The organism is Aliarcobacter trophiarum LMG 25534 (genome assembly GCF_003355515.1).
GTDB classification, from domain to species: Bacteria; Campylobacterota; Campylobacteria; order Campylobacterales; family Arcobacteraceae; genus Aliarcobacter; species Aliarcobacter trophiarum.
The window spans coordinates 303,045-328,017 of sequence record NZ_CP031367.1 but is presented as its reverse complement, the minus strand read 5'-3'; the positions used below and the strand labels follow the sequence as shown (position 1 = coordinate 328,017).

24 protein-coding genes are annotated in these 24,973 nt (G+C 29.3%); 16 read left to right on the top strand and 8 right to left on the bottom strand.

The features are described from left to right. Position 1 precedes the first annotated feature (1 nt). The 8 genes from ATR_RS01755 (at position 2) to ATR_RS01720 (ending at position 11,611) form a co-directional block, all read left to right on the top strand. Positions 2-1,489: a complex I subunit 4 family protein gene (locus ATR_RS01755; RefSeq protein ID WP_115427781.1), complete on the top strand. Its 1,488-nt coding sequence runs from the start codon at positions 2-4 to the stop codon at positions 1,487-1,489. Further along, on the top strand, positions 1,486-3,003 hold the full coding sequence (locus tag ATR_RS01750; protein ID WP_115427780.1) for an NADH-quinone oxidoreductase subunit N: 1,518 nt from the start codon (positions 1,486-1,488) through the stop codon (positions 3,001-3,003). The genes ATR_RS01755 and ATR_RS01750 overlap by 4 nt, the downstream gene beginning before the upstream one ends. A 183-nt stretch (positions 3,004-3,186) precedes the next feature. Then, positions 3,187-3,987, top strand: coding sequence for a fumarate reductase cytochrome b subunit (locus ATR_RS01745; RefSeq protein WP_115427779.1), 801 nt, complete (start codon positions 3,187-3,189; stop codon positions 3,985-3,987). Further along, the gene (locus ATR_RS01740; protein ID WP_115427778.1) at positions 3,987-5,972 is read left to right on the top strand and encodes a fumarate reductase flavoprotein subunit; all 1,986 of its coding nucleotides are present in this window, start codon (positions 3,987-3,989) and stop codon (positions 5,970-5,972) included. Before ATR_RS01745 ends, ATR_RS01740 begins: the two co-directional genes overlap by 1 nt. Beyond that, entirely contained in the window at positions 5,972-6,703 is a 732-nt protein-coding gene (locus ATR_RS01735; RefSeq protein ID WP_115427777.1) for a fumarate reductase iron-sulfur subunit, read from the top strand. The genes ATR_RS01740 and ATR_RS01735 overlap by 1 nt, the downstream gene beginning before the upstream one ends. A gap of 96 nt (positions 6,704-6,799) precedes the next feature. Beyond that, on the top strand, positions 6,800-9,142 hold the full coding sequence (locus ATR_RS01730) for a dynamin family protein (RefSeq protein ID WP_115427776.1): 2,343 nt from the start codon (positions 6,800-6,802) through the stop codon (positions 9,140-9,142). Beyond that, positions 9,142-11,166, top strand: coding sequence for a dynamin family protein (locus ATR_RS01725; RefSeq protein WP_115427775.1), 2,025 nt, complete (start codon positions 9,142-9,144; stop codon positions 11,164-11,166). The genes ATR_RS01730 and ATR_RS01725 overlap by 1 nt, the downstream gene beginning before the upstream one ends. A gap of 10 nt (positions 11,167-11,176) precedes the next feature. Further along, positions 11,177-11,611, top strand: coding sequence for a hypothetical protein (locus ATR_RS01720; RefSeq protein WP_128997247.1), 435 nt, complete (start codon positions 11,177-11,179; stop codon positions 11,609-11,611). A 14-nt stretch (positions 11,612-11,625) separates the two neighbouring features. Here the strand turns inward: ATR_RS01720 and ATR_RS01715 are convergent, their stop codons facing one another. The 6 genes from ATR_RS01715 to ATR_RS01690 form a co-directional block, all read right to left on the bottom strand. Beyond that, entirely contained in the window at positions 11,626-12,624 is a 999-nt protein-coding gene (locus tag ATR_RS01715) for a beta-ketoacyl-ACP synthase III (RefSeq protein WP_115427773.1), read from the bottom strand. Between the two features lie 9 nt (positions 12,625-12,633). Further along, positions 12,634-13,662, bottom strand: coding sequence for a phosphate acyltransferase PlsX (gene plsX / locus ATR_RS01710; protein ID WP_115427772.1), 1,029 nt, complete (start codon positions 13,660-13,662; stop codon positions 12,634-12,636). Next, the gene (rpmF, locus tag ATR_RS01705) at positions 13,662-13,814 is read right to left on the bottom strand and encodes a 50S ribosomal protein L32 (RefSeq protein ID WP_105911055.1); all 153 of its coding nucleotides are present in this window, start codon (positions 13,812-13,814) and stop codon (positions 13,662-13,664) included. The genes plsX and rpmF overlap by 1 nt, the downstream gene beginning before the upstream one ends. 14 nt (positions 13,815-13,828) lie before the next feature. Continuing rightward, positions 13,829-14,206, bottom strand: coding sequence for a DUF177 domain-containing protein (locus ATR_RS01700; protein ID WP_115427771.1), 378 nt, complete (start codon positions 14,204-14,206; stop codon positions 13,829-13,831). A 6-nt stretch (positions 14,207-14,212) separates the two neighbouring features. Further along, entirely contained in the window at positions 14,213-14,626 is a 414-nt protein-coding gene (ndk, locus tag ATR_RS01695; RefSeq protein ID WP_115427770.1) for a nucleoside-diphosphate kinase, read from the bottom strand. Between the two features lie 73 nt (positions 14,627-14,699). Next, on the bottom strand, positions 14,700-14,972 hold the full coding sequence (locus ATR_RS01690; RefSeq protein ID WP_115427769.1) for a DUF362 domain-containing protein: 273 nt from the start codon (positions 14,970-14,972) through the stop codon (positions 14,700-14,702). A 167-nt stretch (positions 14,973-15,139) separates the two neighbouring features. On the opposite strand from ATR_RS01690, the gene ATR_RS01685 reads away from it, so the two are divergent. The 3 genes from ATR_RS01685 to gdhA all read left to right on the top strand — a co-directional run bounded on the left by ATR_RS01685 (position 15,140) and on the right by gdhA (position 18,745). Continuing rightward, positions 15,140-15,736: a peroxiredoxin gene (locus tag ATR_RS01685; RefSeq protein WP_115427768.1), complete on the top strand. Its 597-nt coding sequence runs from the start codon at positions 15,140-15,142 to the stop codon at positions 15,734-15,736. Positions 15,737-15,932: 196 nt separating this feature from the next. After that, complete coding sequence (gene rho, locus ATR_RS01680) at positions 15,933-17,255, top strand: transcription termination factor Rho (protein ID WP_115427767.1); 1,323 nt, start codon at positions 15,933-15,935, stop codon at positions 17,253-17,255. A gap of 137 nt (positions 17,256-17,392) precedes the next feature. Then, positions 17,393-18,745 (top strand): NADP-specific glutamate dehydrogenase, encoded by a 1,353-nt coding sequence (gene gdhA, locus ATR_RS01675; protein ID WP_115427766.1) that lies wholly within the window; start codon positions 17,393-17,395, stop codon positions 18,743-18,745. Between the two features lie 109 nt (positions 18,746-18,854). On the opposite strand, the gene ATR_RS01670 is transcribed toward gdhA, so the two are convergent. Continuing rightward, on the bottom strand, positions 18,855-19,529 hold the full coding sequence (locus ATR_RS01670) for a uracil-DNA glycosylase family protein (protein WP_164966690.1): 675 nt from the start codon (positions 19,527-19,529) through the stop codon (positions 18,855-18,857). A gap of 86 nt (positions 19,530-19,615) precedes the next feature. Between ATR_RS01670 and murI the strand changes: the two genes are divergently transcribed. The 4 genes from murI to hemC are packed head-to-tail and all read left to right on the top strand — an operon-like array spanning position 19,616 to position 23,900. Then, positions 19,616-20,401: a glutamate racemase gene (murI, locus tag ATR_RS01665; protein ID WP_115427764.1), complete on the top strand. Its 786-nt coding sequence runs from the start codon at positions 19,616-19,618 to the stop codon at positions 20,399-20,401. Continuing rightward, the gene (locus ATR_RS01660) at positions 20,398-22,056 is read left to right on the top strand and encodes a DNA polymerase III subunit gamma/tau (protein WP_115427763.1); all 1,659 of its coding nucleotides are present in this window, start codon (positions 20,398-20,400) and stop codon (positions 22,054-22,056) included. Before murI ends, ATR_RS01660 begins: the two co-directional genes overlap by 4 nt. Before the next feature lie 60 nt (positions 22,057-22,116). After that, positions 22,117-22,950 carry a thioredoxin domain-containing protein gene (locus ATR_RS01655; protein WP_115427762.1) on the top strand — a complete coding sequence of 278 codons (834 nt, stop codon included), beginning with the start codon at positions 22,117-22,119 and terminating at the stop codon, positions 22,948-22,950. 11 nt (positions 22,951-22,961) lie between these two features. Next, positions 22,962-23,900: a hydroxymethylbilane synthase gene (gene hemC / locus ATR_RS01650; protein WP_115427761.1), complete on the top strand. Its 939-nt coding sequence runs from the start codon at positions 22,962-22,964 to the stop codon at positions 23,898-23,900. 38 nt (positions 23,901-23,938) lie between these two features. Here the strand turns inward: hemC and ATR_RS01645 are convergent, their stop codons facing one another. Beyond that, positions 23,939-24,304, bottom strand: a complete 366-nt coding sequence (locus ATR_RS01645; protein ID WP_115427760.1) for a pyridoxamine 5'-phosphate oxidase family protein — start codon at positions 24,302-24,304, stop codon at positions 23,939-23,941. Positions 24,305-24,419: 115 nt separating this feature from the next. On the opposite strand from ATR_RS01645, the gene ATR_RS01640 reads away from it, so the two are divergent. Then, a complete protein-coding gene (locus ATR_RS01640) occupies positions 24,420-24,962 on the top strand; it encodes a hydrolase (protein WP_115427759.1) in 543 nt (180 codons plus the stop codon). Positions 24,963-24,973: the final 11 nt, after the last annotated feature.

Below are 24,973 nucleotides of genomic sequence, written 5' to 3'. Positions count from 1 at the left end.
TATGAGTGCAGATATTCTTTCATTTATTATATTTTTACCCGCTATTGTAGCATTGGGTTTAATGATAACAACTAGAGATGTAAATACTATAAGAAATATTGCATTTCTTACAACTACGGTTATTTTAGCACTTGTGCTTAAACTTTATTTAGAATTTGAACCAAGTTCTGGAATGCAGTTTGTAACAAATGTTATTTGGATTGAAACATATGGTATAAATTACTATATTGGCTTAGATGGAATTTCATTAACTATCTTAATGATGATTGCTATTTTAATTCCAACTTCTTATCTTCTTTTATGGGAAGGGAAAACAAAAGGGTATTGGATAAATATGCTTTTAGTTCAAAGTGGTGTTACAGGAGCTTTATTATCTCTTGATGTAATATTATTTTACTTTTTCTGGGAAGTTATGCTTTTACCTGTATTTTTAATGATAGGTCAATATGGTTTTGGTAATAAAGTTTTTACAACAATAAAAGTAACAGTTTATACAATGGCTGGTTCACTTCTAATGCTTGTTGCAATACTATATTTAGGTGTTGCTCATCATAATGAGTTTGGTATTTGGTCTTTTTCTTATGATAAACTAATGCAGATATCTACTCTTGAGTATAATACGAAAGTTTGGTTATTCTTGGCGTTTTTAATAGCATTTGCTATAAAAATTCCACTATTTCCACTACATACTTGGATTATGGAGACATATAAAAATGCACCAACTGGAGCTGTATTTTTACTATCTTCTATTATGGCAAAACTTGGAGTTTATGCAGTTTTAAGATTTATGATACCTCTATTCCCTGAAGTTTATATTGAGTTTTCAACTTGGTTTGTAATAATTGGTCTTTTTGGTCTTGTATATTTTGGTATTGCTGCACTTATGCAAGATGATATTAAAAGAATGTTTGCATACTCATCAGCTTCTCACTTAAGTTTTATAGCTGCTGGTATTTTCTCACTAAACTCTTATGGTATAAATGGAGCATTATATTTAATAATTGCCCATGCAATAGCAACGGGGGCACTATTTTTACTAGTAGGATTAATGCAAGAACAAACAGGCTTTAAAACTATAAAAGATTTAGGTGGAATTGCAAAAAAAGCACCAATATTTACTTTTGTATTTGCTGTTATGCTTTTTGCAAATGTTGGATTACCAGGGACTAATGGTTTTGTATCTGAACTTCTTATAATTTTTGGAGTATTTAACTTCAACATCTATTTAGGAATAGTTGCTGCACTTTCAGTTATTATTGGAGCTTCATATATGCTTTGGATGTTCCAAAGAGCAATTTTGCAAGATAGACCTGAAGGTTCTGCAGAACTTAAGATGAGAGATTTAAAAATCAAAGAGATAGTTGGACTTGTTCCATGGGTTGTATTAGTGTTTGTTATGGGATTTTATCCAGAAGTTTTTATAGATAAATTTGAACCAACAGTTACACACTACTTACAAGATATTTTACAAATTGGAGCAACAAGATGAGTAATTTTATTTATTTAATTCCAACTCTATTGGTTTTATTTGGGGCTATTGCTCTACTATTTATGAGTATGTATGAAAAAATTAGTGTAAAAAGTCATATCTTTGTATCATCTTTATTTTTAATAGCTGCCTTAGTATTTGCTCTTTTAAATGCAAATACTCTATATTCGGTTCAACCTTATGAGAGCTTTTTTAATAATGTTTTAACATTTGATACTTTTTCAAATTTCTTTAATATACTACTTATTTTAGGTACTTTATTAACAATTTTAATTGGTGAGCACTATTTACAACATAGAAGTTATTTCAAAGGTGAATTCTTTAGTATTTTATTATTTGCTCTATTTGGAATGATGGTTTTAGCACAAGCAAATGAGCTAATAACTGCATTTATAGCTTTAGAAATTGCTTCATTTAGTGTGTATATTATGGTTGGTTACAATAGTGATGATTCAAAAAGAGTTGAAGCTATATTTAAATACCTAGTATTAGGTGCTTTTATTGGAACTTTCTTCTTATTAGGTCTTGTTTTGGTTTTTGGATCAGTTTCAAGTACAAACTTAAGTGATATTTATAGCTATATTATGACAAACTCTAGTGAAAACCTTGAGTTATTATATATTGGATTGACTCTAATTTTATTTACATTTCTTTTCAAAATTGCAGCATTTCCTTTCCAATCATGGGTACTAGATATTTATAGAGGTGCACCTATGATAATTACAGCATATATGGCATCTACTTTTAAAATTGCTATATTCTCATTTTTCTTAAGATTAATTTTGGACTACATAGCCCCAATTATAGATTTCTGGGATACAGTTTTAGAAGTTGTAATTATATTAACTCTTCTATTTGGAACGTGGCTTGCAATTACTCAAGATATTGTAAAAAGAATGTTAGCAGCATCTTCAATAGTTCATACAGGATATTTACTTCTTGCCTTTATTGCTTTAAGCTATACAAATGGTGAAATAGTAAATATGGATGCTGCATACTCAATAATGTTTTATCTAATTGCATATTTAGTATCTGCATTAGGTGCATTTGGATTAGCTTCTCATATTATCTCAGAGACAAATATAAAAGTTACTTTTGATGATTTTAAGGGTTTAGCAAAACAAAGACCATTTCTAGCAGCAATGATGACAATTTTTATGTTATCGCTAGCTGGGATTCCTGGAACTATTGGATTTATAGGAAAAGTTTATGTATTTACAGAAGCGTTAAAAGCTGGATATGTTGCTTTAGCTGTTTTTGCTATTTTTGCTACAATAGTTTCTATGTATTACTATTTAAGATTAATTGCCGTTATGTACTTTTACCCTCCAAAAGAGGAGTGTATAAGTGAAGATTTCAATGATAGTAGAGTTTCAACTTATGCAATACTTTTTGTTGCAATTTTAACTATTGTTGGTGGTATCGGATCAGCTGTTGTATTCTTTATTCCAGTACTAAATATAGATACTTTGATAAACTTTGCGCAATTAGCTGTAAAATCTCTATTTTTATAATGAGTATTTTAGTAGCATAGTAAAAGTCCCTATTTTTGCATTTAGTCCACTATAAATGGACTAAATGTCACTTTTTTACATTCTTTTATATTTTTTTATCAAAAACCCCCTTTTATTGATTAATTTTAAACCTATAATTTGATATCATGTTGTGAAATCTAAATCTAAAGAAAAGGATGGCAAATGAGTGACCTAGTAGAGGGTTATTTAGGGAAAACCGAAGAAGGGAAAAAAAGTAGATTACCTGCAAAACTTGACTTTATTCAAAGTTTTACAGGTGGTTTTTTAGCTTTATTTATGTGGGCACATATGATGCTTGTTGCATCAATTTTGGTGTCAAACGATTTTATGTATCAAGTAACAAAATTACTTGAAGGAAGCTTTATATTCGAAGATGGAAATCCTCTTTTAGTATCTATTGCAGCTCTTGTTATTTTTATAATTTTTATTGTTCATGCAGCTTTAGGTATGAGAAAATTACCAGGTAACTTCAAACAGTATCAAGTAATTAAAGCTCATGCAAAAAGTATGGGTCATGATGATACAAAACTGTGGTTTATTCAAGCATATACTGGATTTGCAATGTTCTTTTTAGGATCTGTTCATTTATACATAATTATGACTCATCCTGATCAAATAGGACCATATGAAAGTAGTGCTAGAGTTTGGGAAGAGTATATGTGGCCACTATATATTTTACTTCTTTTAGCTGTAGAGTTCCATGGAACAATTGGTCTTTATAGACTTTGTGTAAAATGGGGTTGGTTTGATGGAGCAAACCCAAGAGCTACTAGAAAAGCACTTAAAAAACTTAAATGGGCATTAACTGTGTTCTTCTTAGTATTAGGTTTTGCTTCTCTTGCTGCTTATATGAAAATTGGTTACGAAAACTCTAAAAATAACATTCCTAGAGATTCATTTAAACCATCTGCACATATCATCAATTATAACTTAAAAGCTAAAAGCATTGGAGGATTAGCATAATGAAAATAAATTACTGTGATGCACTAGTTATTGGTGGAGGACTAGCTGGTCTTAGAGCTGCAGTTGCTGCACAAAAAAAAGGTTTGAGTACAATTGTTTTATCTTTAGTTCCAGTAAAAAGATCTCATAGTGCTGCTGCTCAAGGTGGGATGCAAGCAAGTTTAGGTAACTCTAAAATGTCTGATGGAGATAATGAAGATCTACATTTTGAAGATACAGTAAAAGGTTCTGACTGGGGATGTGACCAAGATGTTGCTAGAATGTTTGTTCATACTGCACCAAAGGCAATTAGAGAACTTGCATCGTGGGGAGTTCCTTGGAGTAGAGTTGAAAAAGGAACTAGAGAAGCTGTTATAAATGCTAAAAAAACAACTATTACTGAAGATGAAGATAGACATGGTCTTATTACATCAAGAGACTTTGGTGGTACAAAAAAATGGAGAACTTGTTACACAGCTGATGCAACAGGACATACAATGCTTTTTGGTGTTGCAAATGAAGCTTTAAAACATGATGTTGATATTAGAGATAGAAAAGAGGCTATTAGCTTAATTCATGAAAATGGAAGATGTTATGGAGCAATTGTTAGAGATTTAATTACTGGTGAATTAGAAGCTTATGTTGCAAAAGGTACATGTATAGCAACAGGTGGATATGGAAGAGTATTTAAACAAACAACAAATGCTGTAATTTGTGAAGGTACAGGTGCTGCTATTGCACTTGAAACTGGAATTGCAACTTTAGGAAATATGGAAGCTGTACAGTTTCACCCAACTCCAATTGTACCATCTGGAATTCTATTAACAGAAGGTTGTAGAGGAGATGGTGGAATTTTAAGAGATGTTGATGGTCACAGATTTATGCCAGATTATGAGCCTGAGAAAAAAGAACTAGCTTCAAGAGATGTTGTAAGTAGAAGAATGATTGAACATATTAGAAATGGAAAAGGTGTTCCTTCTCCTTATGGATACCATGTTTGGTTAGATATTTCTATTCTAGGGCGAGAGCATATTGAGAAAAACTTAAGAGATGTTCAAGAGATTTGTCAAATATTTAATGGAATTGATCCAGCTGATGAAGGACCAAAAGGTTGGGCACCAGTTCTTCCAATGCAACACTACTCAATGGGTGGGATTAGAACAAAACCAACAGGTGAATCACAAAACTTAGCAGGACTATTTGCTTGTGGTGAAGCTGCTTGTTGGGATATGCATGGATTTAATAGATTAGGTGGAAACTCAGTATCTGAAACAGTTGTTGCAGGTATGATTATTGGTAACTATTTTGCTGATTATTGTCTTTCAAATGATGTGACAATCCCTACAAAAACTGTACAAAAATTCTTAGATGAGCAAGATACTTATATTAATGAACTACTATCTTACAATGGTAATGAAGATATTTTTAAAATAAAAAATCGAATGAAACAATTAATGGATGATAAAGTTGGTATTTTTAGAAGTGGTGAGCCATTAAAAGAAGCTGTTGAAGAGTTAAAAGAACTTTTAGCTAAAACAAAACAGATTAATATTAAATCAAAAGAGAGAGCTGGAAATCCTGAGCTTGAAGAGGCTTATAGAGTTCCTATGATGCTTAAAGTAGCTCTTTGTGTTGCTAAAGGTGCAAGAGAGAGAACTGAAAGTAGAGGTGCACACTATAGAGAAGATTATCTTTTAAGAGATGACAAAAACTGGTTAAATAGAACTCTTACTTCATGGCCAAATAAAAATGATATGGAACCAACTATTACTTATGAAGCTCTTGATATTATGAAAATGGAGATGCCACCTGCATTTAGAGGATATGGTGCAAAAGGGATGATTATTGAACATGAATTATCTGCAAAAAGACAAGAAGAGGTTGATAGTTTAAGAGAGAAATTAGAAGCTGAAGGTAAAGATAGACATGAAATCCAACATGCGTTAATGCCATTTAGTTTACCAATGAACTATAAAGATAAAAATGAAAGAGCAGGAGATAAATAATGAGCGCACAAAAAGGTAGAGAAATTACAATTTCAGTTCTTAAATATAATCCTAGAAGTAAGGTTTCAAAACCTCACTTTGTAGAATATAAATTGGAAGAGACAGCAGGAATGACTCTTTTTATTGCGTTAAATCAAATTAGAGAAAATTTTGATCCTGATTTATCATTTGATTTTGTTTGTAGAGCTGGAATTTGTGGAAGTTGTGGAATGATGGTAAATGGAAAACCAGCACTTGCTTGTAGAACACTAATTGCAAATTATCCAACTGGAAAATTACAATTAATGCCAATGCCTGCATTTGAATTAATCAAAGATTTATCTGTAAATACTGGTAAATGGATGGATAGTATGAGTAAAAGAGTTGAATCATGGATTCACTCAAATCATGAAGTTGATATTTCAAAACTTGAAGATAGAGTTGAGCCAAAAGTTGCAAATGATACTTTTGAACTTGATAGATGTATTGAGTGTGGGATTTGTGTTGCTTCTTGTGGAACAATGCTAATGCGTCCAAAATTTGTTGGTCCAGTTGGATTAAATAGAGTTGCAAGATTTGAGATAGATCCACATGATAGCAGAACAGCGGAAGATTATTATGAATTAATTGGTGATGATGATGGAGTATTTGGTTGTATGTCTTTAATGGCATGTGAAGACCACTGTCCAAAACATTTACCTCTACAAGAGAAAATTGCTTACTTAAGAAGAAAATTAGTAGCACTTAGATAAAAATTTATGAGAGTTTTACTCTCATAAATAAGAATAATAGAAAAAGTTAAATATCATCTTATAGATATTTAACTTTTTTTATTTAGGAGAGAATAAATGAGTTTAGCAAATGACTATTTTTTGTTGTACCACGGTATTAGTTTTCAAAAGAATTTAGAGATTGAGCCTCTTGATATATTATTAGATGAGAACTCTTTTACAATATTTGCATTAATTATTAGTGCAAATAGAAAAAATTATGATAAATATATAAATTTAAAGTCATTTAAGACACTCTGTCAACAAATAAATCTCAAAACTCCATCAAATTTAAATGAGTTTCATAATGTTCAAAACAATATTATTGAACTAATTTATGCAAAAGCATCTAAGGATTTAATATCTACTTTAATTGAATCATTTGAGTATTTAAATAGTGAAAATATACTAAATACCGATGGATTAAAGAAATTAATCTCTTTATTTGAAAATAAACATATAGAAAATAGCGACTTAGAGCATGTTAAAAAACTTGAAAATGAGAATAAAACACCATTTAAAGAGTTAAAAGTTATTATTGAAAATACTTTAAATGAATTAAAAATAGAGTTAAAAAGCAAAGAAATCTTATTAGAATTAGAAGAGATAAACTCTTATATAAGTAGCCAAAAATTTTCTATTGGAATAACAGGTGTTATGAATGCTGGGAAATCTACAATGTTAAATGCTCTTATGGGAAGAGAGATTTTAGGTAGTGCTGTTGTTCCTGAAACTGCAAATTTAACTATCGTAAAACATAACTTAACTAATAATGCAAAGGTATTTTATTGGAATACAAAAGAGTGGGAAAAGATAGAAGAGAGTGCAAAAAGCTTGGAAAGTATGAGAGATTTTGTAGATGAAACAAATAAAGTCTTTGGAGAAAATCTAAAAAATTATATAAGACCTATTTCAAGATTTGATGAAGTTGATATAGATAATCTAAAAGCTTACACTTCAGCAGAACATAGTGCTAAAAAATGTAACCTTGTAAAATATGTAGAACTAGGGAGCAATCTTAAGTTTTTAAGTGACGGTATAGAGATAGTTGATACTCCAGGACTTGATGACCCTGTTATTCAAAGAGAAGAGATTACAAAAGAGTACATTAGTAAATGTGATATTATGATGCACTTAATGAATGTTTCTCAAAGTGCCACTTTAAAAGATGTTGAGTTTATTATAGATGCTGTTTTATACCAAAACGTTTCTAAACTTTTAGTTGTAATTACAAGAGCTGATACAGTTAGCAAAAAGAATCTTGAAGAGGTTATTGAATATACAAAAACTTCAATACAAAGACAACTAAAATCACAAAATAAAGACTCTCAATTAGACCATATTTTAAAAACTATAAAATTTATTCCAATATCAGGGCATATGGCCCTTTTACATAGGACAGGAAGAGAAAAAGAGGCACTTGAAGCAGGATTTACTTTAAAAGATACAGGAATACTAGAGATAGAAAACTATCTCATGGAGAGTCTATTTGGAACATCTTCTGCTAAAGGTGATTTAGTAATTCAATCAGCAAAGACTCAAATTAATAGACTATTAGAAAAGCAAATAGGATTTAACAACTATGAACTAACTTTACTAAACAAATCAAAAGATGAGTTAGAGCTTGAATTAGAGGAGTTTAATAAGAAAAAAGATACAAATAAAAGAGTTCTTTTATCTATGAGTGAAGATATAAATTACTATAAAAATGATGCAAAATCATATATAGACTCCCTGGAGACATTTTTACAAAGCGAACTTTTTGAGTTACAAAATATTATTAAACAAAGGGTTGTAAATGATACTAGATACTCTTTACAAAAAGATAAAAAAAGACCTGAAAATACAAGAGTAAAAGTTATAGTTGAAACTGCAATTAAAGATGGAATTATTGATGTAATAAGAGATTATAGATATAAATTTATAAAAAAATCTCAAACAATTGGTGAACAATGTGAACAAAAATATCATGATTTAGGCTTTGCATTGGGACATAAAAATGAAAATTTTGATGCTAGAGGTTTTTTTGCTGATGATTTTAAGAGTGGATTTTTAACTTCAAATAATGAAATTATGATAAATCAAATAATTGTTGCAGTAAGTAGTGCAAAAGAGACAAAATTAAATGAGCTTGATAGAAAGATAGCTGATATTATAAAATCACAATTTAAAACAATTGAAGATGATATTAAAGTAAAGGCAAAAAAAGTTAGTTCTTTATTAATTGATAACTTCTTTAATACTCTCAATGCTCCTTTAAAGCTCTTTGAACAAAAATTAACAAATGAAGAGATGACTCTTCAAAATAGAATTTCAACTTTTGAAGAGAATGAAAAAAATAAAGCAGAACTATCTATAGCTTTACATAAAAATATCAAAAAACTTGAAAATATAGTGGCAAATGTGAAAGGACTAAATTAATGAGTGCAAATTTTAATTTTTTAAAGAGCTTTGTAAATGAATATCATGAAAATCATGCACTACAAGAGATTGTCTATGAAGAAGGATTAGTAGGTGATATAAAAAAAACAATTGATAAACTTTTAGATGAAAAATTTTTCCCATCAATACAGTTACAATCAATTTTAAATAAGCAATTAAGACGTGCTAGATACCCAATGGAAGTTGCAATTACAGGACAATTTAGTGCTGGTAAATCAACTTTTCTAAATGCCCTACTTTCAAGAAATATTCTTCCAACAGGAATTACACCTGTTACATCTAAAGTAAACTTTATAAATTATGGTGAAGAGTTTAAGCTCAAAATCACATACTATTCAGGTGCTACAGAGTATGCTCCAATTGAGAGTATTGCTGATTTTACAGACCAAAGACAAGATGATATGAAGAATATCAAATATCTTACTTTGTATGCACCAATGCCAATTTTAAAAGATATCTCATTTGTAGATACACCTGGACTTAATTCACAATCTCAAAGTGATACAGATGTTACTAGAAGAGTTTTAAAAGATGTTGGTGGAATTATTTGGCTAACTCTTATTGATAATGCTGGAAAACTATCTGAAGCTGAAGTTCTTGAAGAGTATATGCAACATTTTAAAAATAAATCTCTTTGTGTTTTAAATCAAAAAGATAAATTAACACAAGAACAAGTAGAGACAACAACAAACTATGTAAAAGATAAATTTAGTAAATACTTTGCAAAAGTTGTCCCAATATCTGCAATTAAAGCTTTGGAAGGAAGAGAGAAAGAGAAAGGTATTTTAATCGAAGATGAAAATATAAACCTCTTATCTGAGCTAAAAAAAGAGCTTTTAATAAATGATATCGAAAACAATTGTAACATTGAAAAACTCATATCGGAACATAAAAATAGAATAAAATCTATAAAATTAGTTGATACAACACTAAATACAAAACTTCTTGAGGACTCAAATATTGAAGAAGTTTTAGATTTTATTGAAACTACTATTAGACCACAAGCTGCTGAAGCTAAAGAGTTTGCTATCAAAAAAGATTTAAGAAGTTTTTGTGATATTTTAGTAAAAGAGTATGAAACTATAATAAAAGTTTATGATGCATTGGTTGAAATATTAGAGAGTTGTGAGCCTAGAGTTATTGAAGCTTTTGATAATATTTATAATAGATATTCTAAAGAGCTATTTAATATTTATAACTCTTTAGAAAGTGTTATGGAAAAGATAGCAAATGAGACATTTAAAAATATTAAAAGAGTGAAATCTACAAGATTTGAAACCTCAAAATCACTATTTGGTGAAAAAATAGAGAAATTTGATTTTGAAACATTTTGGGTAGATAGCGATGCTATTTACAAAGCTCTATTTTATGATGATCAAACTATAGACAAAATGTTTAAAAGGTCTATTAAACTTCTAAAAAATATAGAACTTGATACTGATGAAGCATTTAGAGAAGTCTTTAGAATTGTAAAGAATGATGTTGTAAAGTGGCAAGAAAATTATGAACTTATAAGAAAAAACAGAGAGATAGCTAGTGATATTGAATTCTCAAATACAAGACACTTTGCAGCAAAAGTTTATGAAAATGTTATAAGATTGTTCTATAAAGCAATTTTAGAAAATATTTCTGCTTTAAGAAAAAAGTTTGCTTATTTTAACGGTGCTTTATCGTACTCATATATTCAAACAACTCAAGCAACTATTGCACATTTTGAGCAACAAATAGTTGAAAGTGAAGAGCTATATAAAAAAGAGCCTAGTAGATTTTCTATAAATTGCCCAAGAGAGGATGAAATAGTTGCAAAACTAAAAGCAAACTTTGGTTTTGAAAAAATAGAGGATTTCCTAACTTCAAAGAGAAACTATCTGTTTAAAATTATTAAATATTCAAAAGAGCAATATTTAGATATAAATAAAGATAGAGTAAATTTTGTAAAAAGTAAAAAAGAACAGTTTTTAGAAAAGATAGAAGAGCTTGAAAAAATTAAAAGTGAGATATAAGGAGTTTATTTTGGTAAAGAATATTATGGAAAATATAGAAATTCAGGAGCTACTTCAAAAACATTGCAAAGAAATTATCAATTCTTTTATCTCAAAAGATATTGACTTTAGTATTATTGCTAATATTTCAAATAGTAGCTTTCATCCAAAACTACCTAGTGATTTACAAGATAGCTTGAGTAAATTCTCAATATTTTCTTTAGCTGGTTATACATTTAAATCAGCACATATAAAAGATGAATCTCTATGCTTTGAAGCTGGTTTTGGTAAAGATAATTTTGGAAGTTTAGTTAAAATACCTTTAAACTCAATTTTCCAAATTATTAAAGATGATAATATTATCTTTATAAATACAAGTGCTACATTTGATAATATAGTTAAAAATCCAAAAAACAACTCAATGAATCTGTTTAAAAGTAATCCAAATAATAAAAAATTTACTTAAAAAATAGCTATAAACTATTTTTTAGGTGCAAATTTAAATAAAGCACTTCCCCAAGTAAGACCACCACCAAAGGCATCAAAAAGTATTGTGTCCCCTGCTTTTATCTTTCCTTCTTCAAAAGCATCATTCATAGCCATAGGAATAGAAGCAGCACTTGTATTTCCATATTTATCTACAGTTACAACTGTTTGGTTTTCATTTAAATTCAAAGCTTCACCAACAGCTTTTATAATTCTATAGTTTGCTTGATGAGGAATAAAATGCGTTATATCACTATTTTTTAAATTATGTTTTTCCATCATTTTTATAACATCAGAAGTTAAAGTTTTAACAGCAAGTTTAAATGTCTCATTTCCTTTCATAGAGATACATGACATTTTAGCATCTAAAACCTCTTGACTACATGGATGTTTACTCCCACCACCAGCAGTTTTAATTAAATCTTCATATGTCCCATCACTAGAACATGAAACATCTAAAATAGCTTCATTTTTATCATTTGTTGCAGAGATTATTGCAGCACCTGCTCCATCTCCAAATATAAAGCAAGTAGTTCTATCTTCATAATTTAAAATAGAACTATATTTTTCAGCTCCAACAAGTAAAATATTCTTTTTTAGACCAGATTCAATAAAAGCTTTTGCAATATTTAAAATATATACAAATCCAGTACAAGCAGCACTAACATCAAATGCCATAATATCTTTTATACCAATTTTTGAAGCTATCAAACAAGCAGTTGAAGGCATACATAAAAAATCAGGAGTTACTGTTGCACAAATTATTAAATCAATCTCTTCTTTATTGATTCCTGCTCTTTTTATTGCTATCTCAGCTGCTTTTGCACCTAAATCTGAACTTGCTTCATCTTTTTCTGCTAATCTTCTCTCTTTTATACCAGTTCTCTTTACTATCCATTCATCAGATGTATCTATGATTTTCTCAAAATCTGCATTAGTCATAATTTTCTGCGGAATATAAGCTCCAATTGATCTAAAAGCTGCATATGTCATATCTTATCCTTAAATAGTATCTTTTTTTATACTATCCTCTTTTATTGTATATTTCTCTAATCTTTGTTCAATTATGCTATCTAAATTTGAACTAGCACTAATTATTGCTTGAAAAATAGCATTTTTAATTGCTTTTGGGTTTGATTTTCCATGAGAGATAATAACTGGTGCTTTAACTCCTAAAAGTGGTGCCCCACCATACTCTGCATAATCAACTCTTACTTTTAAGCTCTTAAATACTTTTCTCATTAAAACAGCTCCAGCTATTGAAATAAGTGATCTTTTAAGGTTTTTCTTAATTATTTTACCTATTGTATCAGCAACACCTTCAGCTGTTTTTAGTAGTATATTTCCTACAAAACCATCACAAACAACAACATCAACAGTACCTTTAAAAATATCAGCACCTTCGACATTCCCAGCAAAATTAGGAACCTTAGCAGAACTTAGTAATTTATAGCACTCTTTTGTAACTTCATTACCTTTGCTCTCTTCTTCTCCATTACTTAGAAGTCCAATCATTGGCTCATCTAGTCTTAAAACAGATTGAGCATAAGCTTGTCCCATAATAGCAAATTGAAAAAGATTTTTTGCATCACTATCAACATTTGCTCCAACATCAAGTACTAAAGTATTTTGATTTTCACTTGTTGGCATAAGTGTTGCAATAGCAGGCCTTGAAACCCCTTTTAATCTTCCTATTTTCAATGTGGCTAATGACATAGTAGCGCCAGAGTGTCCAGCAGATACTACTGCATTTGCTTTTCCTTCTTTTACTAACTCAATTGCTCTATATATAGTAGATTCTTTTCTCTTTAATGCATCAGTGGCACTATCGTGCATACTAATAACATCTTTAGTATCTAAAATTTCTATTCTATGATTGAAAGCTGGGGGAATTAGTAGAGATAATTGTTCTTTATCTCCAACAGCGATTGCCGTAAAATTGTTATTGTTTCTAATGGCTAGAATAAGCCCTTCAATTATTGGTTCGGGACCAAAGTCCCCACCCATTGCATCTATTGCTATTTTTATCATTAGTTTTTATATTCACCAGTGTTTGGGTTTACCATATGAGGCATTTTCCAAGAACCATCACTATCTTTTACTGGTCTTTTTAATGCAATTTTATAATGAGTTCTTCTCATTGCTGATCTTGAATGAGATACTCTTCTTTTTGGTACTGCCATATTATTCTCCTATTTTAAAATTCTTGTTCAAATAGACTATCATTTGTTTCACAATTTCCACAAAGTAAATAGTCACTCTTTATACTGTTTACTTCACTTTGAATTATTTCATCAAAATCAATTAAACTATTTTCAATCTCTATTACTAGAAATTCATCTTCATCTCCTTTAAATACTCCATCACATAAAAGAAGTTTTAACTCTTCATTTATATCTAAAGTCTTTAAAGTCCCACATCTTGAGCAATCTGTTTCAATATTACCTATTAAATTTGCTTCAATTTTTACTAATGATGACGAAATTCTACAAAAAGTACCTTCAATTTTAACTGAATTCAAAGAGGTACTAAACTCTTTTTTATCTTGAGGTATTTTTTTAAACTCTATTTTCATTTTAAATTAACAAATCTCTCTTTGTGCAAAAAAGAAATCAATTTCAATAGCAGCATTTTCTAAAGAGTCGCTCCCATGAACTGCATTTGCATCAATAGAATCTGCAAAATCTGCTCTAATTGTACCAGCAGCAGCCTCTTTTGGATTTGTTGCACCCATTAAATCTCTATTTTTTGCCATTGCATTTGTTCCTTCTAAAACAGAAACTACAACTGGTCCAGAAATCATAAATTCAACTAAATCTTTAAAGAAAGGTCTAGCAGAGTGAACTGCATAAAAAGCTTCAGCATCTGCCTTGCTTAATTGTACTTTTTTTGTAGCTGCAACTCTTAAACCAGCACTTTCAAATCTATCTAAAATTTTACCAACTACATTTTTTGCAACTGCATCTGGCTTTATTATTGATAATGTTCTTTCCATAATCTAATCCTCTTTGTTTTTTTTAGTCGCGGATTGTATCTAAAAAAAGATAAAAAAGCAAATATATATCTTTTTACTCAACAACAGGTTCTCCAACCTCTCCTCTATCATCTTTTTCTACTTTACTAGAACCAACCTCATCCCAAACTATACATCCCTCTGTAGGACATGCATCAGCACATGCTGGTGTATCATTGTGTCCAACACACTCAACACACTTATCTTTATATACAAAATATACATCTTCTCCTGTTGGGTTATCATCATTATCAACTATTGCACCTACTGGACACTCATCCAAACAGGCATCACAACTAATACAAATATCAGTAATTAAAACTGCCATTATTATTCTCCATAAAAAATTTTACAAAACTCTATCAAAGAAAAAATAAATATATTATTAAAGATAAAATTTATCTTTTAAAAAATATTTTTATCTTTAAGCTTACTCTAAAAAAAAAATGTTACAATTTCACTATTAAATTTCAAAAAATAAAAAAGGATTAAATTATGTTAGTAACAAAAAAAGCTCCAGATTTTACAGCAACAGCTGTTTTAGCAGATGGTTCAATTTCAGAAGATTTTAACTTATATAAAAATATTGGAAAAAATGGTGCAGTATTATTTTTCTACCCATTAGATTTTACTTTTGTATGTCCATCTGAAATCATTGCATTCTCAAATAGAATTAAAGATTTTGAAGATAGAGGAATTCAAGTAATTGGTTGTTCTGTTGATTCTCAATTCTCACACTTTGCATGGAGAGAAACTCCAGTTGAAAATGGTGGAATTGGAAGAGTTAAATATCCATTAGTTGCAGATATTACAAAACAAATTTCAAAAGATTATGATGTTTTATTTGGTGAATCAGTAGCTTTAAGAGGATCATTCTTAATTGATAAAGATGGAACAGTAAGACATGCTGTTATTAATGATTTACCACTTGGAAGAAATATTGATGAGATGATTAGAATGGTTGATACTATGTTATTTACAAATGAGCATGGTGAAGTTTGTCCAGCTGGTTGGTCAAAAGGTGATGAAGGAATGAAAGCAGATAAATCTGGTGTTGCTGAATACTTAGCTAAAAATAGCGAAAAACTATAGTTTTAAGGGTGTAAATTTGCACCCTTTTTTATTTTCAAATAATTCTAATTTATATTACATATCAAAAGCTTTTTACAAAACTTATCTTGACATTTTTTAAAATATTCGATAAATTTACATTTCACTTTTTTAAAAAGCTTACAAAAACTACAAAAACATTTGCATAAAACTTATGTAACTAAAAGGTAAAAAACTCATGGAAGAGTCAAAAGAAGATTTAAAATCAAAAAACAGTAAAAAAACTAGAACACATGTACCAGTTGATGGCTATAGAATAGAGCAATTAAGGGAGCTTCCTATTGAAACTCTAATAGATATTGCAAATGATTTGGATGTTGAAAACCCTCAAGAGCTAAAACGACAAGATTTGATGTTTATGATATTAGCTTCACAAATAGATGCTGGTGGTTTTATCTTATTTACTGGAATTCTTGAGATAAAAGATGGTGGATTTGGATTTTTACGAGCCATTGATGGTAACTTCTCAGATACTTCAAATGACTCATATGTAAGTGCCACTCAAATTAAAAAATTTGCTCTAAGAACTGGAGATATTGTAACAGGACAAGTTCGACCACCAAATAAAGATAGTGAAAAATATAATGCTCTACTTAAAATTGAAGCAATAAACTATCTACCTGTTAAAGAGTCAAAAAATAGACCTCTTTTTGATAACTTAACACCTCTATACTCTACAACAAAATTTAAATTTGAGTTCGATTCACAAAAATTAACAGGAAGAGTGCTTGATCTTTTTGCACCAATGGGGAAAGGTCAAAGAAGTTTAATAGTTGCTCCACCAAAAACTGGTAAGACTGAACTATTAAAAGAGTTAGCTCATGCAATTAGTAAAAACCATCCTGAAGTTACTTTAATGGTTTTATTAATAGATGAAAGACCTGAAGAAGTTACAGATATGCAAAGAAGTGTAAAGGGTGAAGTTTATAGTTCAACTTTTGATTTACCAGCACAAAACCATGTAAGAGTTGCTGAAATAGTTATTGAAAAAGCAAAAAGACTTGTTGAGATGAAAAAAGATGTAGTTATTTTACTTGATTCAATTACAAGATTAGCAAGAGCATATAACACAGTTACTCCAAGCTCAGGGAAAGTTCTTTCAGGTGGAGTTGATGCAAATGCTTTACATAAACCAAAAAGATTTTTTGGTGCTGCTAGAAATATTGAAGAGGGTGGAAGTTTAACAATTATATCAACAGCTTTAATTGATACTGGTTCAAAAATGGACGAAGTTATTTTTGAAGAGTTTAAAGGAACAGGAAACTCTGAAGTAGTTTTAAGTAGAAACTCTGCAAATAAAAGAGTATATCCTGCTATTGATATAGTAAAATCTGGAACAAGAAAAGAAGAGCTTCTTTTAACACCTGATATTTTACAAAAAACTTGGATTTTAAGAAATGCTATGAGTGAAATGGATGAAGTAGATGTTTTAAAATTCTTATACCCAAAAATGCAAAAAACAAAAAACAATGATGATTTTTTTGCTTCAATGAACGAATAAAATACTTAAAATCTCCTTAAATATGTGAAAAAAGGTAAAAGATTTACGAATTTGTAAAGATTTTACCTAAATTTAAACAATATAAAATAAATTTTCTGATAAACTCCTAACCCGAAATTTGAATAAAAGGAAGGAAAATGGCAAATATAAATGAACTTTTAGAGTATCTAAAAAGAACAAGTCCTGGTCAAGATGAGTTTCATCAAGCAGCCGAAGAGGTTTTACACTCACTAGAACCACTATTCGAAAAATACCCAAAATATAAAGATTTTAAGGTTTTAGAAAGATTGGTTGAACCTGAAAGACAAATTATGTTTAGAGTTACTTGGGTTGATGATAAAGGAGAGATCCAAATCAATAAAGGATATAGAATCCAATTTAGTTCAACTTTAGGACCATACAAAGGTGGATTAAGATTTCACCCTACTGTAAATACTGGAATTATTAAATTCTTAGGTTTTGAACAAATATTCAAAAATGCACTTACAGGTCTTCAAATTGGTGGAGGAAAAGGTGGAAGTGATTTTGATCCAAAAGGTAAAAGCAATAATGAAATAATGGCATTTTGTCAAGCCTTTGTAACAGAGTTATATAGACATATTGGAGCAACAACAGATGTTCCAGCTGGAGATATTGGAGTTGGAGCAAGAGAGATAGGATATATGTTTGGAATGTACAAAAAACTTGCAAATGTATATGATGGAACATTTACAGGAAAATCTTTAAAATGGGGTGGAAGCTTAGCAAGAACAGAAGCAACTGGTTATGGTTGTGTATATTTTGCAAAAAATATGCTAGATGCTAAAGGTGAAACTTTAAAAGGTAAAAGATGTATAGTTTCTGGTTCTGGTAATGTATCTATTTATACTATTGAAAAACTTTATCATGTTGGTGCTTTACCAATTGCTTGTAGTGATTCAAAAGGTATGATTTTGGATGAAGAAGGAATTGATTTAGATCTATTAAAAGAGCTAAAAGAGAACCAAAGAGCAAGACTAAGTGAATATGTAAAATATAGAAAACAAGCAGTTTATACTCCTGTTGAAGATTATCCAAAAGATAGAAATGCCATTTGGTCAATTCCATGTTTTGCAGCATTCCCAAGTGCTACACAAAATGAATTAAATCTTGAAGATGCGAAAGAGCTTATAAAAAATGGATGTTTTTGTGTAAGTGAAGGTGCAAATATGCCATCAACAAATGAAGCTGTTGACTATTTTGTTGAGAAAAAAATAGCTTATGGACCTGGAAAAGCAGCAAATGCTGGTGGAGTTGCAACAAGCCAACTTGAAATGGCTCAAAATGCTTCTATGGTTTCTTGGACTTTTGAAGAGGTTGATGCAAAATTAGAGCAAATTATGTATGGAATTTTCCAAAGAGTAAGCAAAACAGCTGAAGAGTTTGGTGAACCTACAAACTTTGTCTTAGGAGCTAATATTGCTGGGTTTAGAAGAGTAGCTGATGCTATGATTGAACAAGGAATTGTTTGATAAAAAACTGAGTTTAAGGATTTTTCCTTAAGCTTTAAATACAATTTAAACCTCTCACAACATTTTACAATCACTATTGAAAACTTAAAATTTATCCCCTTTTATTCAATTAAAATTTTAAGTTTTCAAACTCTAAAGCCTTTTTATATTCATTTAATCTAAAATCAAAATTTGTAAAATTTATACTCTTTTCTCTCTCTTTTTTATATAAATGATTTGAACCAATAGACCTATTTGCAGCATTTGAAGGAGATATTAAAGATATTGTAAAAATAGTTCTATTTTCAAAAACAAATTTATGAACTCTTAAAAAATCATTTTCAAGCTTTTCATATTTAATATTCTTCTTTTTTATAATTTGCCGAAAAAAATACTCAGGAGAGTTTTTTGAATTTTTTCCTGTAAATAAAATTGTATCTATATTTTTATACTCTTTTAAATAGTAGAAAATATCTCTTAAAATAACATCCTTCATAGAGTTATCACTAGAATCTAGTACCTCTTTTTTACAAGATTGTACAATATCACAAATTCCTATCTTATTAGTTTTTAGAAAATTTAGCCTTTTATCTATCTCTGTAGTACTATTTTTATAATTTAGATTTAAAAAAAATAGTTTATCCAATATTTTCCATAAAAGATTATCTTTTGAACCATAAGGGAAATCTACATCTTCTTCTTTTAAATTCTTAAGAAAAAATCTAGGTGGCGGTAAAGTTCCTACTATAACTCTCTTTGTATCCTCAAATAAAATAGGCTTATACGGATGCTCATAATAAAACAAAAGATCTCCTTTTAAAATTAATTTGTTTAACATTTTAGTTATATCTTTTTAGCTATAATTTTGCCAAAATTTTAATAAGGAACTATTTGAAAATAGGAGTTTTTGATTCAGGTCTTGGTGGCTTAACTGTATTAAATGCAATTATAAAAAATCTAAAAGGTGCTGAAATATTCTATATAGCTGATACTTTATATGCACCTTACGGAGATAAAAATAAAGATGAGATTTTTTTAAGATCTGAAAAAATTGCAAATTTTTTATTGGAGAACTATAAAATAGATGCTCTTGTAATTGCTTGTAATACTGCTACATCTGTTGCTATAAAACATTTAAGAGAAGTTTTCCCATCTTTGATAATTATAGGTACAGAACCAGGGATAAAACCTGCAATAAACAATACAAAAACTGGGAATATAGGTATTTTAGCAACTGCTTCAACACTAAAAGGTGAAAAATATCAACTTTTAGCAAATGAATTAACAACAAAAAGTGAAGTAAAATTATATGAACAAGCTTGTATTGGACTAGTTGAGCAGATTGAAAAAGGAGAAATAAATAGCTTAAAAACCTACTCTATGCTTGAAAGTTGGTTAAAACCGATGCTCCATAATAAGATTGATACAATAGTTTTAGGTTGTACTCACTACCCTTTAGTAAAAAAGACAATTTTAGATATTGTTGGAGATGATGTCCTTTTGATTGATACAGGTGATGCAATTGCAAAAAGAGTTATGGCTCTTAGTCAAGATTTACAAAATAGTAGTAATGATAAGTTAAGTATAGATATTTTATATACTGGAAAGATAAATTCTGATATGGTAAAGATAATTTTAGGGAAAAATAAATTTAATATGAGGAAATGCGAATTATGAGTGCAAATATAAAAGATGATAGAGTTTTAGCTCTAAAATATAGACCTGAAAAATTTGAAGATTTAATAGGGCAAACTACAATTTCTCAAACTCTTAGCCTTGCACTTGATAGCAAAAGATTATCTCATGCCTATTTATTTTCTGGGCTTAGAGGAAGTGGAAAAACAAGTACTGCTAGAATTATGGCAAAAGCACTTTTATGTGTAAATGGGCCAACGAGTAAACCTTGTGAGATTTGTGAAAATTGTCTTAGTGCAAAGAGTGGAAAACATCTTGATATTATAGAAATGGATGCTGCTAGTAATAGAGGAATTGATGATATAAAAGAACTAATCGAGCATACAAAATATAAACCAAATCTTGCAAGATATAAGGTTTTTATCATAGATGAAGTTCATATGCTTACAACTCAAGCTTTTAATGCTTTATTAAAAACACTTGAAGAGCCACCACCTTTTGTAAAATTTATTCTTGCGACAACAGATGCTCTAAAACTTCCAGCAACAATCCTTAGCCGTACTCAACACTTTAGGTTTAATAAAATATCACAAAATGATGTAGTTCATCATCTTTCTCATATACTAAATCTTGAGAATATCTCTTTCGAAAAAGATGCTTTAGATATACTTGCAAGAAGTGGACAAGGAAGCTTAAGAGACACTTTGACTCTACTTGACCAATCTATTATATTTTCAAAAGGGAAAGTTGCAACTTCTAGTGTGGTTGATATGCTAGGATTAATAAACCCTGCTTTGATGGAAAAAATATTTAAAGTAATTTTAAATAAAGAGGATATAAATCCACTACTTCAAGAGCTTCAATCATATGAAGTTGGTCAAATTTGTGATGAAATTGCAATTTTTTTAAAAGATAAAATGCTATCAAAAGATGTAAGATTTGATATTACTTTATATGATAGATTTTTTAGAATTTTAAGTGATGCAAAATACCTTTTAACTTTAAATAGTGATGATGGCTTTGTTTTAATTTTGACTTTACTTAAACTAATTGAGGCAACTAACTTAAAAAGTATAGATGAAATTATTGAACAGATTGAAAAGATACCTACAAAAGTTGAAGCAAAAATAGAAACAGTAGAACAAAATACTATTAAAGAAGAGAAAACTGTAGAAAATAGTAGTTTTGAAGATGTAGCTTATGTACCTTTTTTAGAAGAGAGTAACAATGATAATGACAAATACCAGCTTTTAATAGAAAAAGTTTATGATAGAGACCCAACTTTAGGAGAATGTTTTGAAAAAAACTTCATATTTAGTGGTTTTTCAAATAATACTCTAAATATAATCTCTTATGCAAAAGATGAAGAGAGGCAACTCCTATTTAAATATTTTGGACTTATAAAAACATTTGCTCAAGATATTTTTGGCTCATCAATAGAGCTAGATTTTAAAAAGGAGGAGGCCACCTTATTAAAAAAGCCTTTAGAAGATGATGTTAATTTTTTAAATCAAACTGATTCAATAATAGAAGATATAGAGCAAGGTGCTGGTTGTGTTGCTGATATGACAAAAAGTAAAAATGAAACAGTAGCTTCAAAAGAGCTACAAATTGATGATATTTTAAATTCAAAGATGCTTAACCGTGCAAAAGAGCTATTTGATTTAAAAAAAATTACAGTAAAATCGAAGAGTTAAGATTAACCTTCAATTAAACAAAAAAAGATAGACTACAAATTTATTTAAAAGGAAAAGAATATGAATAAAATTACAAAGCTATTAGTTTTAAGTTCAATAGCAAGTGCAACTCTATTTGCAAATGACAACTTAGTAGTTGATTTTGAGAAAAAAAGATTATCACAAAACCCAAATGTTAAAGCAAGTAATATAAAAGTTTTTTACAAAAAAGAGCTTGAAGTAAAAGGTTGGTACGGCTATATTTTAGATTTTGATGCTGTAATTCAAGATAAAAATATGAAAATAAAAGATACTCTATTTAGTGATGGAAAAGTTGTAGCAACTGATTTATTTGATATAAAAACATCAAAATCACTTAAATCTACTGTTGTTCCAAATATAACAGATAAATATTATCAAAAATCAAAACTAATAGCTGGAAATGAAAAAGCCAAAGATAAAATTGTTATTTTTTCAGATCCTCTTTGTCCATTTTGTATGCAATATGTTCCAGAAGTTATCGATTTTGTATCTAAAAATAGTGATAATATAGCTCTTTATTACTATGCATTTCCTCTAACTCATATACACCCAGCATCTACAACTTTGTCTAAATTAATTGATATCGCAAAGATAAAATTAGGGCAAGATGCTGTTTTAAAAGCATATAAGGTAGATTGGCAAAAACATTTTGAAGTATCAACAACAGATGATAAAACTATCTTAAACGCATTTAATAAAGAGTTACAAACAAATATAAAAATTGAAGATTTAAATAAAAAAGATGTTGTAAATAGCCTTGAAAAAGAGATAGCACTTGGTGATGACCTTTTAGTTGCTGGTACTCCAACTATCTATATAAATGGTGAAATTGACCCAACTAAAGAGCTATACAAATCTTTAATCAAAAAATAAAAGAGGAATCAATGGAAAAATTAGTAATTGCAACTAGAAGAAGCCAACTGGCACTTTGGCAAAGTGAATATATAAAATCAGAGCTTCAAAAACACTATCCAAATATGAAAATTGAGCTTCAAGAGTTTGTAACAAAAGGGGATAAAATTCTTGATGTTCCTTTGGCAAAAATTGGAGGAAAAGGGCTTTTTACAAAAGAGCTTGAAGTTGCAATGCTAGAAGGTAGTGCACATTTAGCAGTTCACTCTTTAAAAGATGTTCCAACACAGTTTGAAGATGGGCTTACTTTGGCTGCTGTTTCAAAAAGATTTAATCCACAAGATGCACTTTTGAGTAACAAATATAAAAGTATAGATGAACTTCCAAAAGGTGCAGTTGTAGGAACTACAAGTTTAAGACGAAGAATGGCTATAAAAATGCTAAGACCTGATATTACTCTTAAAGATTTAAGAGGAAATATAAACACAAGAATAGCAAAACTAAATGCTGGTGAATATGATGCAATAATACTTGCAGCAACAGGAATAGAGAAATTAAATCTTCAAGGTGAGGTAAAATATTTTTATCCTATCCCAGTTGAAACTATGATTCCATCTATGGGACAAGCAACTTTAGGAATAGAGACAACAACAAACCCAAAAATCATAGAGATAGTAAAAGTTTTAAATGATAAAAATGCGCAAATTGAATCAACAATTGAGAGAGGCTTTGTAGATACTTTACAAGGCGGTTGCCAAGTTCCAATAGGTGTAAAGGCTACTATTTTAGATGAGAAATCTGTAAGAATCAATGCAATTGTTGGTTTACCAGATGGAACTGAGTATATAAAAGATGAAAAAATTGTAGATATAAATAGTTTTGAAATGGCTGGAAGAGATTTTGCAAATGAGTTTATAAAAAAAGGTGCTGTTGAGCTTTTAAAAAGAGCTGAAGCAATGGCTTTTAAATAAAGACTAAGAGATAAAAAGCAAAGCTTTTTATCTAACATTTATGCAGTTTGAATAACCTCATTTATCTCTATAATCATGACTGCTCTTGCCCACTCAAACTCTTCTTTTTTCTTTTTAAAATCTTCATTATTATCAACTATTTTTGCTGTTCCTAAGATTCTTACACCCATTCCCATACCATAAAGTCCTTCTATCTCTTTTGTTCCTAAAACTACTATTACTCTACTATCTTTTTTTAAAATCTCTTCCATTTTATTCATAAATCCAACAGGAACAATAAGTTTATTATCTTTTAAACTAACATAAGAGTTCCAGCTATTTACAATATGTGGGAAATCATCACCTTTTGCTACTATACTAAAAACACCTTCATATTTTAAGATATTTCCTATTTTTTCAAACATTTTAAATCCTTTAAAATAATTGAAAAATATTAACATAGCTTTTGTAAAAAAGCTAGATAAAAGCTATAAAGCTTTGATATATTAAATCATTAAATTTTAAATTGGGAGCTTAAAAATGAGAATAAAAATAGAAGATACACTTTTTTGCCTAGTAGATGTGCAAGAGAGACTTTTCCCACATATTGGAAATAAAGATGAGCTTGAAAGAACTCTTCCTATTTTAGTAAAGGGAATGAAAGTTTTAGATATTCCAATTATTGTAAATGAGCAATATAAAAAAGGAATAGGAGAGACAATTCCAGTTTTAAAAGAGCTAGTTTCTGAGTACACAGCTTATGAAAAAACTACATTTTCAGGATGTCAAACAAGCGATATTTTAGATGCTTTTAAAAAATCTGGTAAAAAAAATATAGTTGTTGCTGGTATTGAAACACATGTTTGTGTACTTCAAACTTGTATAGATTTACTAGAAAATGGTTTTAATGTAATTTTAGTTACAAATTGTAGTGGTAGTAGAACAAAACTTGACCATAAAATGGCTATAAAAAGACTAATTCAAGCAGGAGTTGTACCTACAACTTATGAATCAATTTTATTTGAACTAACTTTAGATGCAAAAAATCCAAACTTTAAAGCGATCTCAAGTTTAATTAAATAGTTTAAAATTGG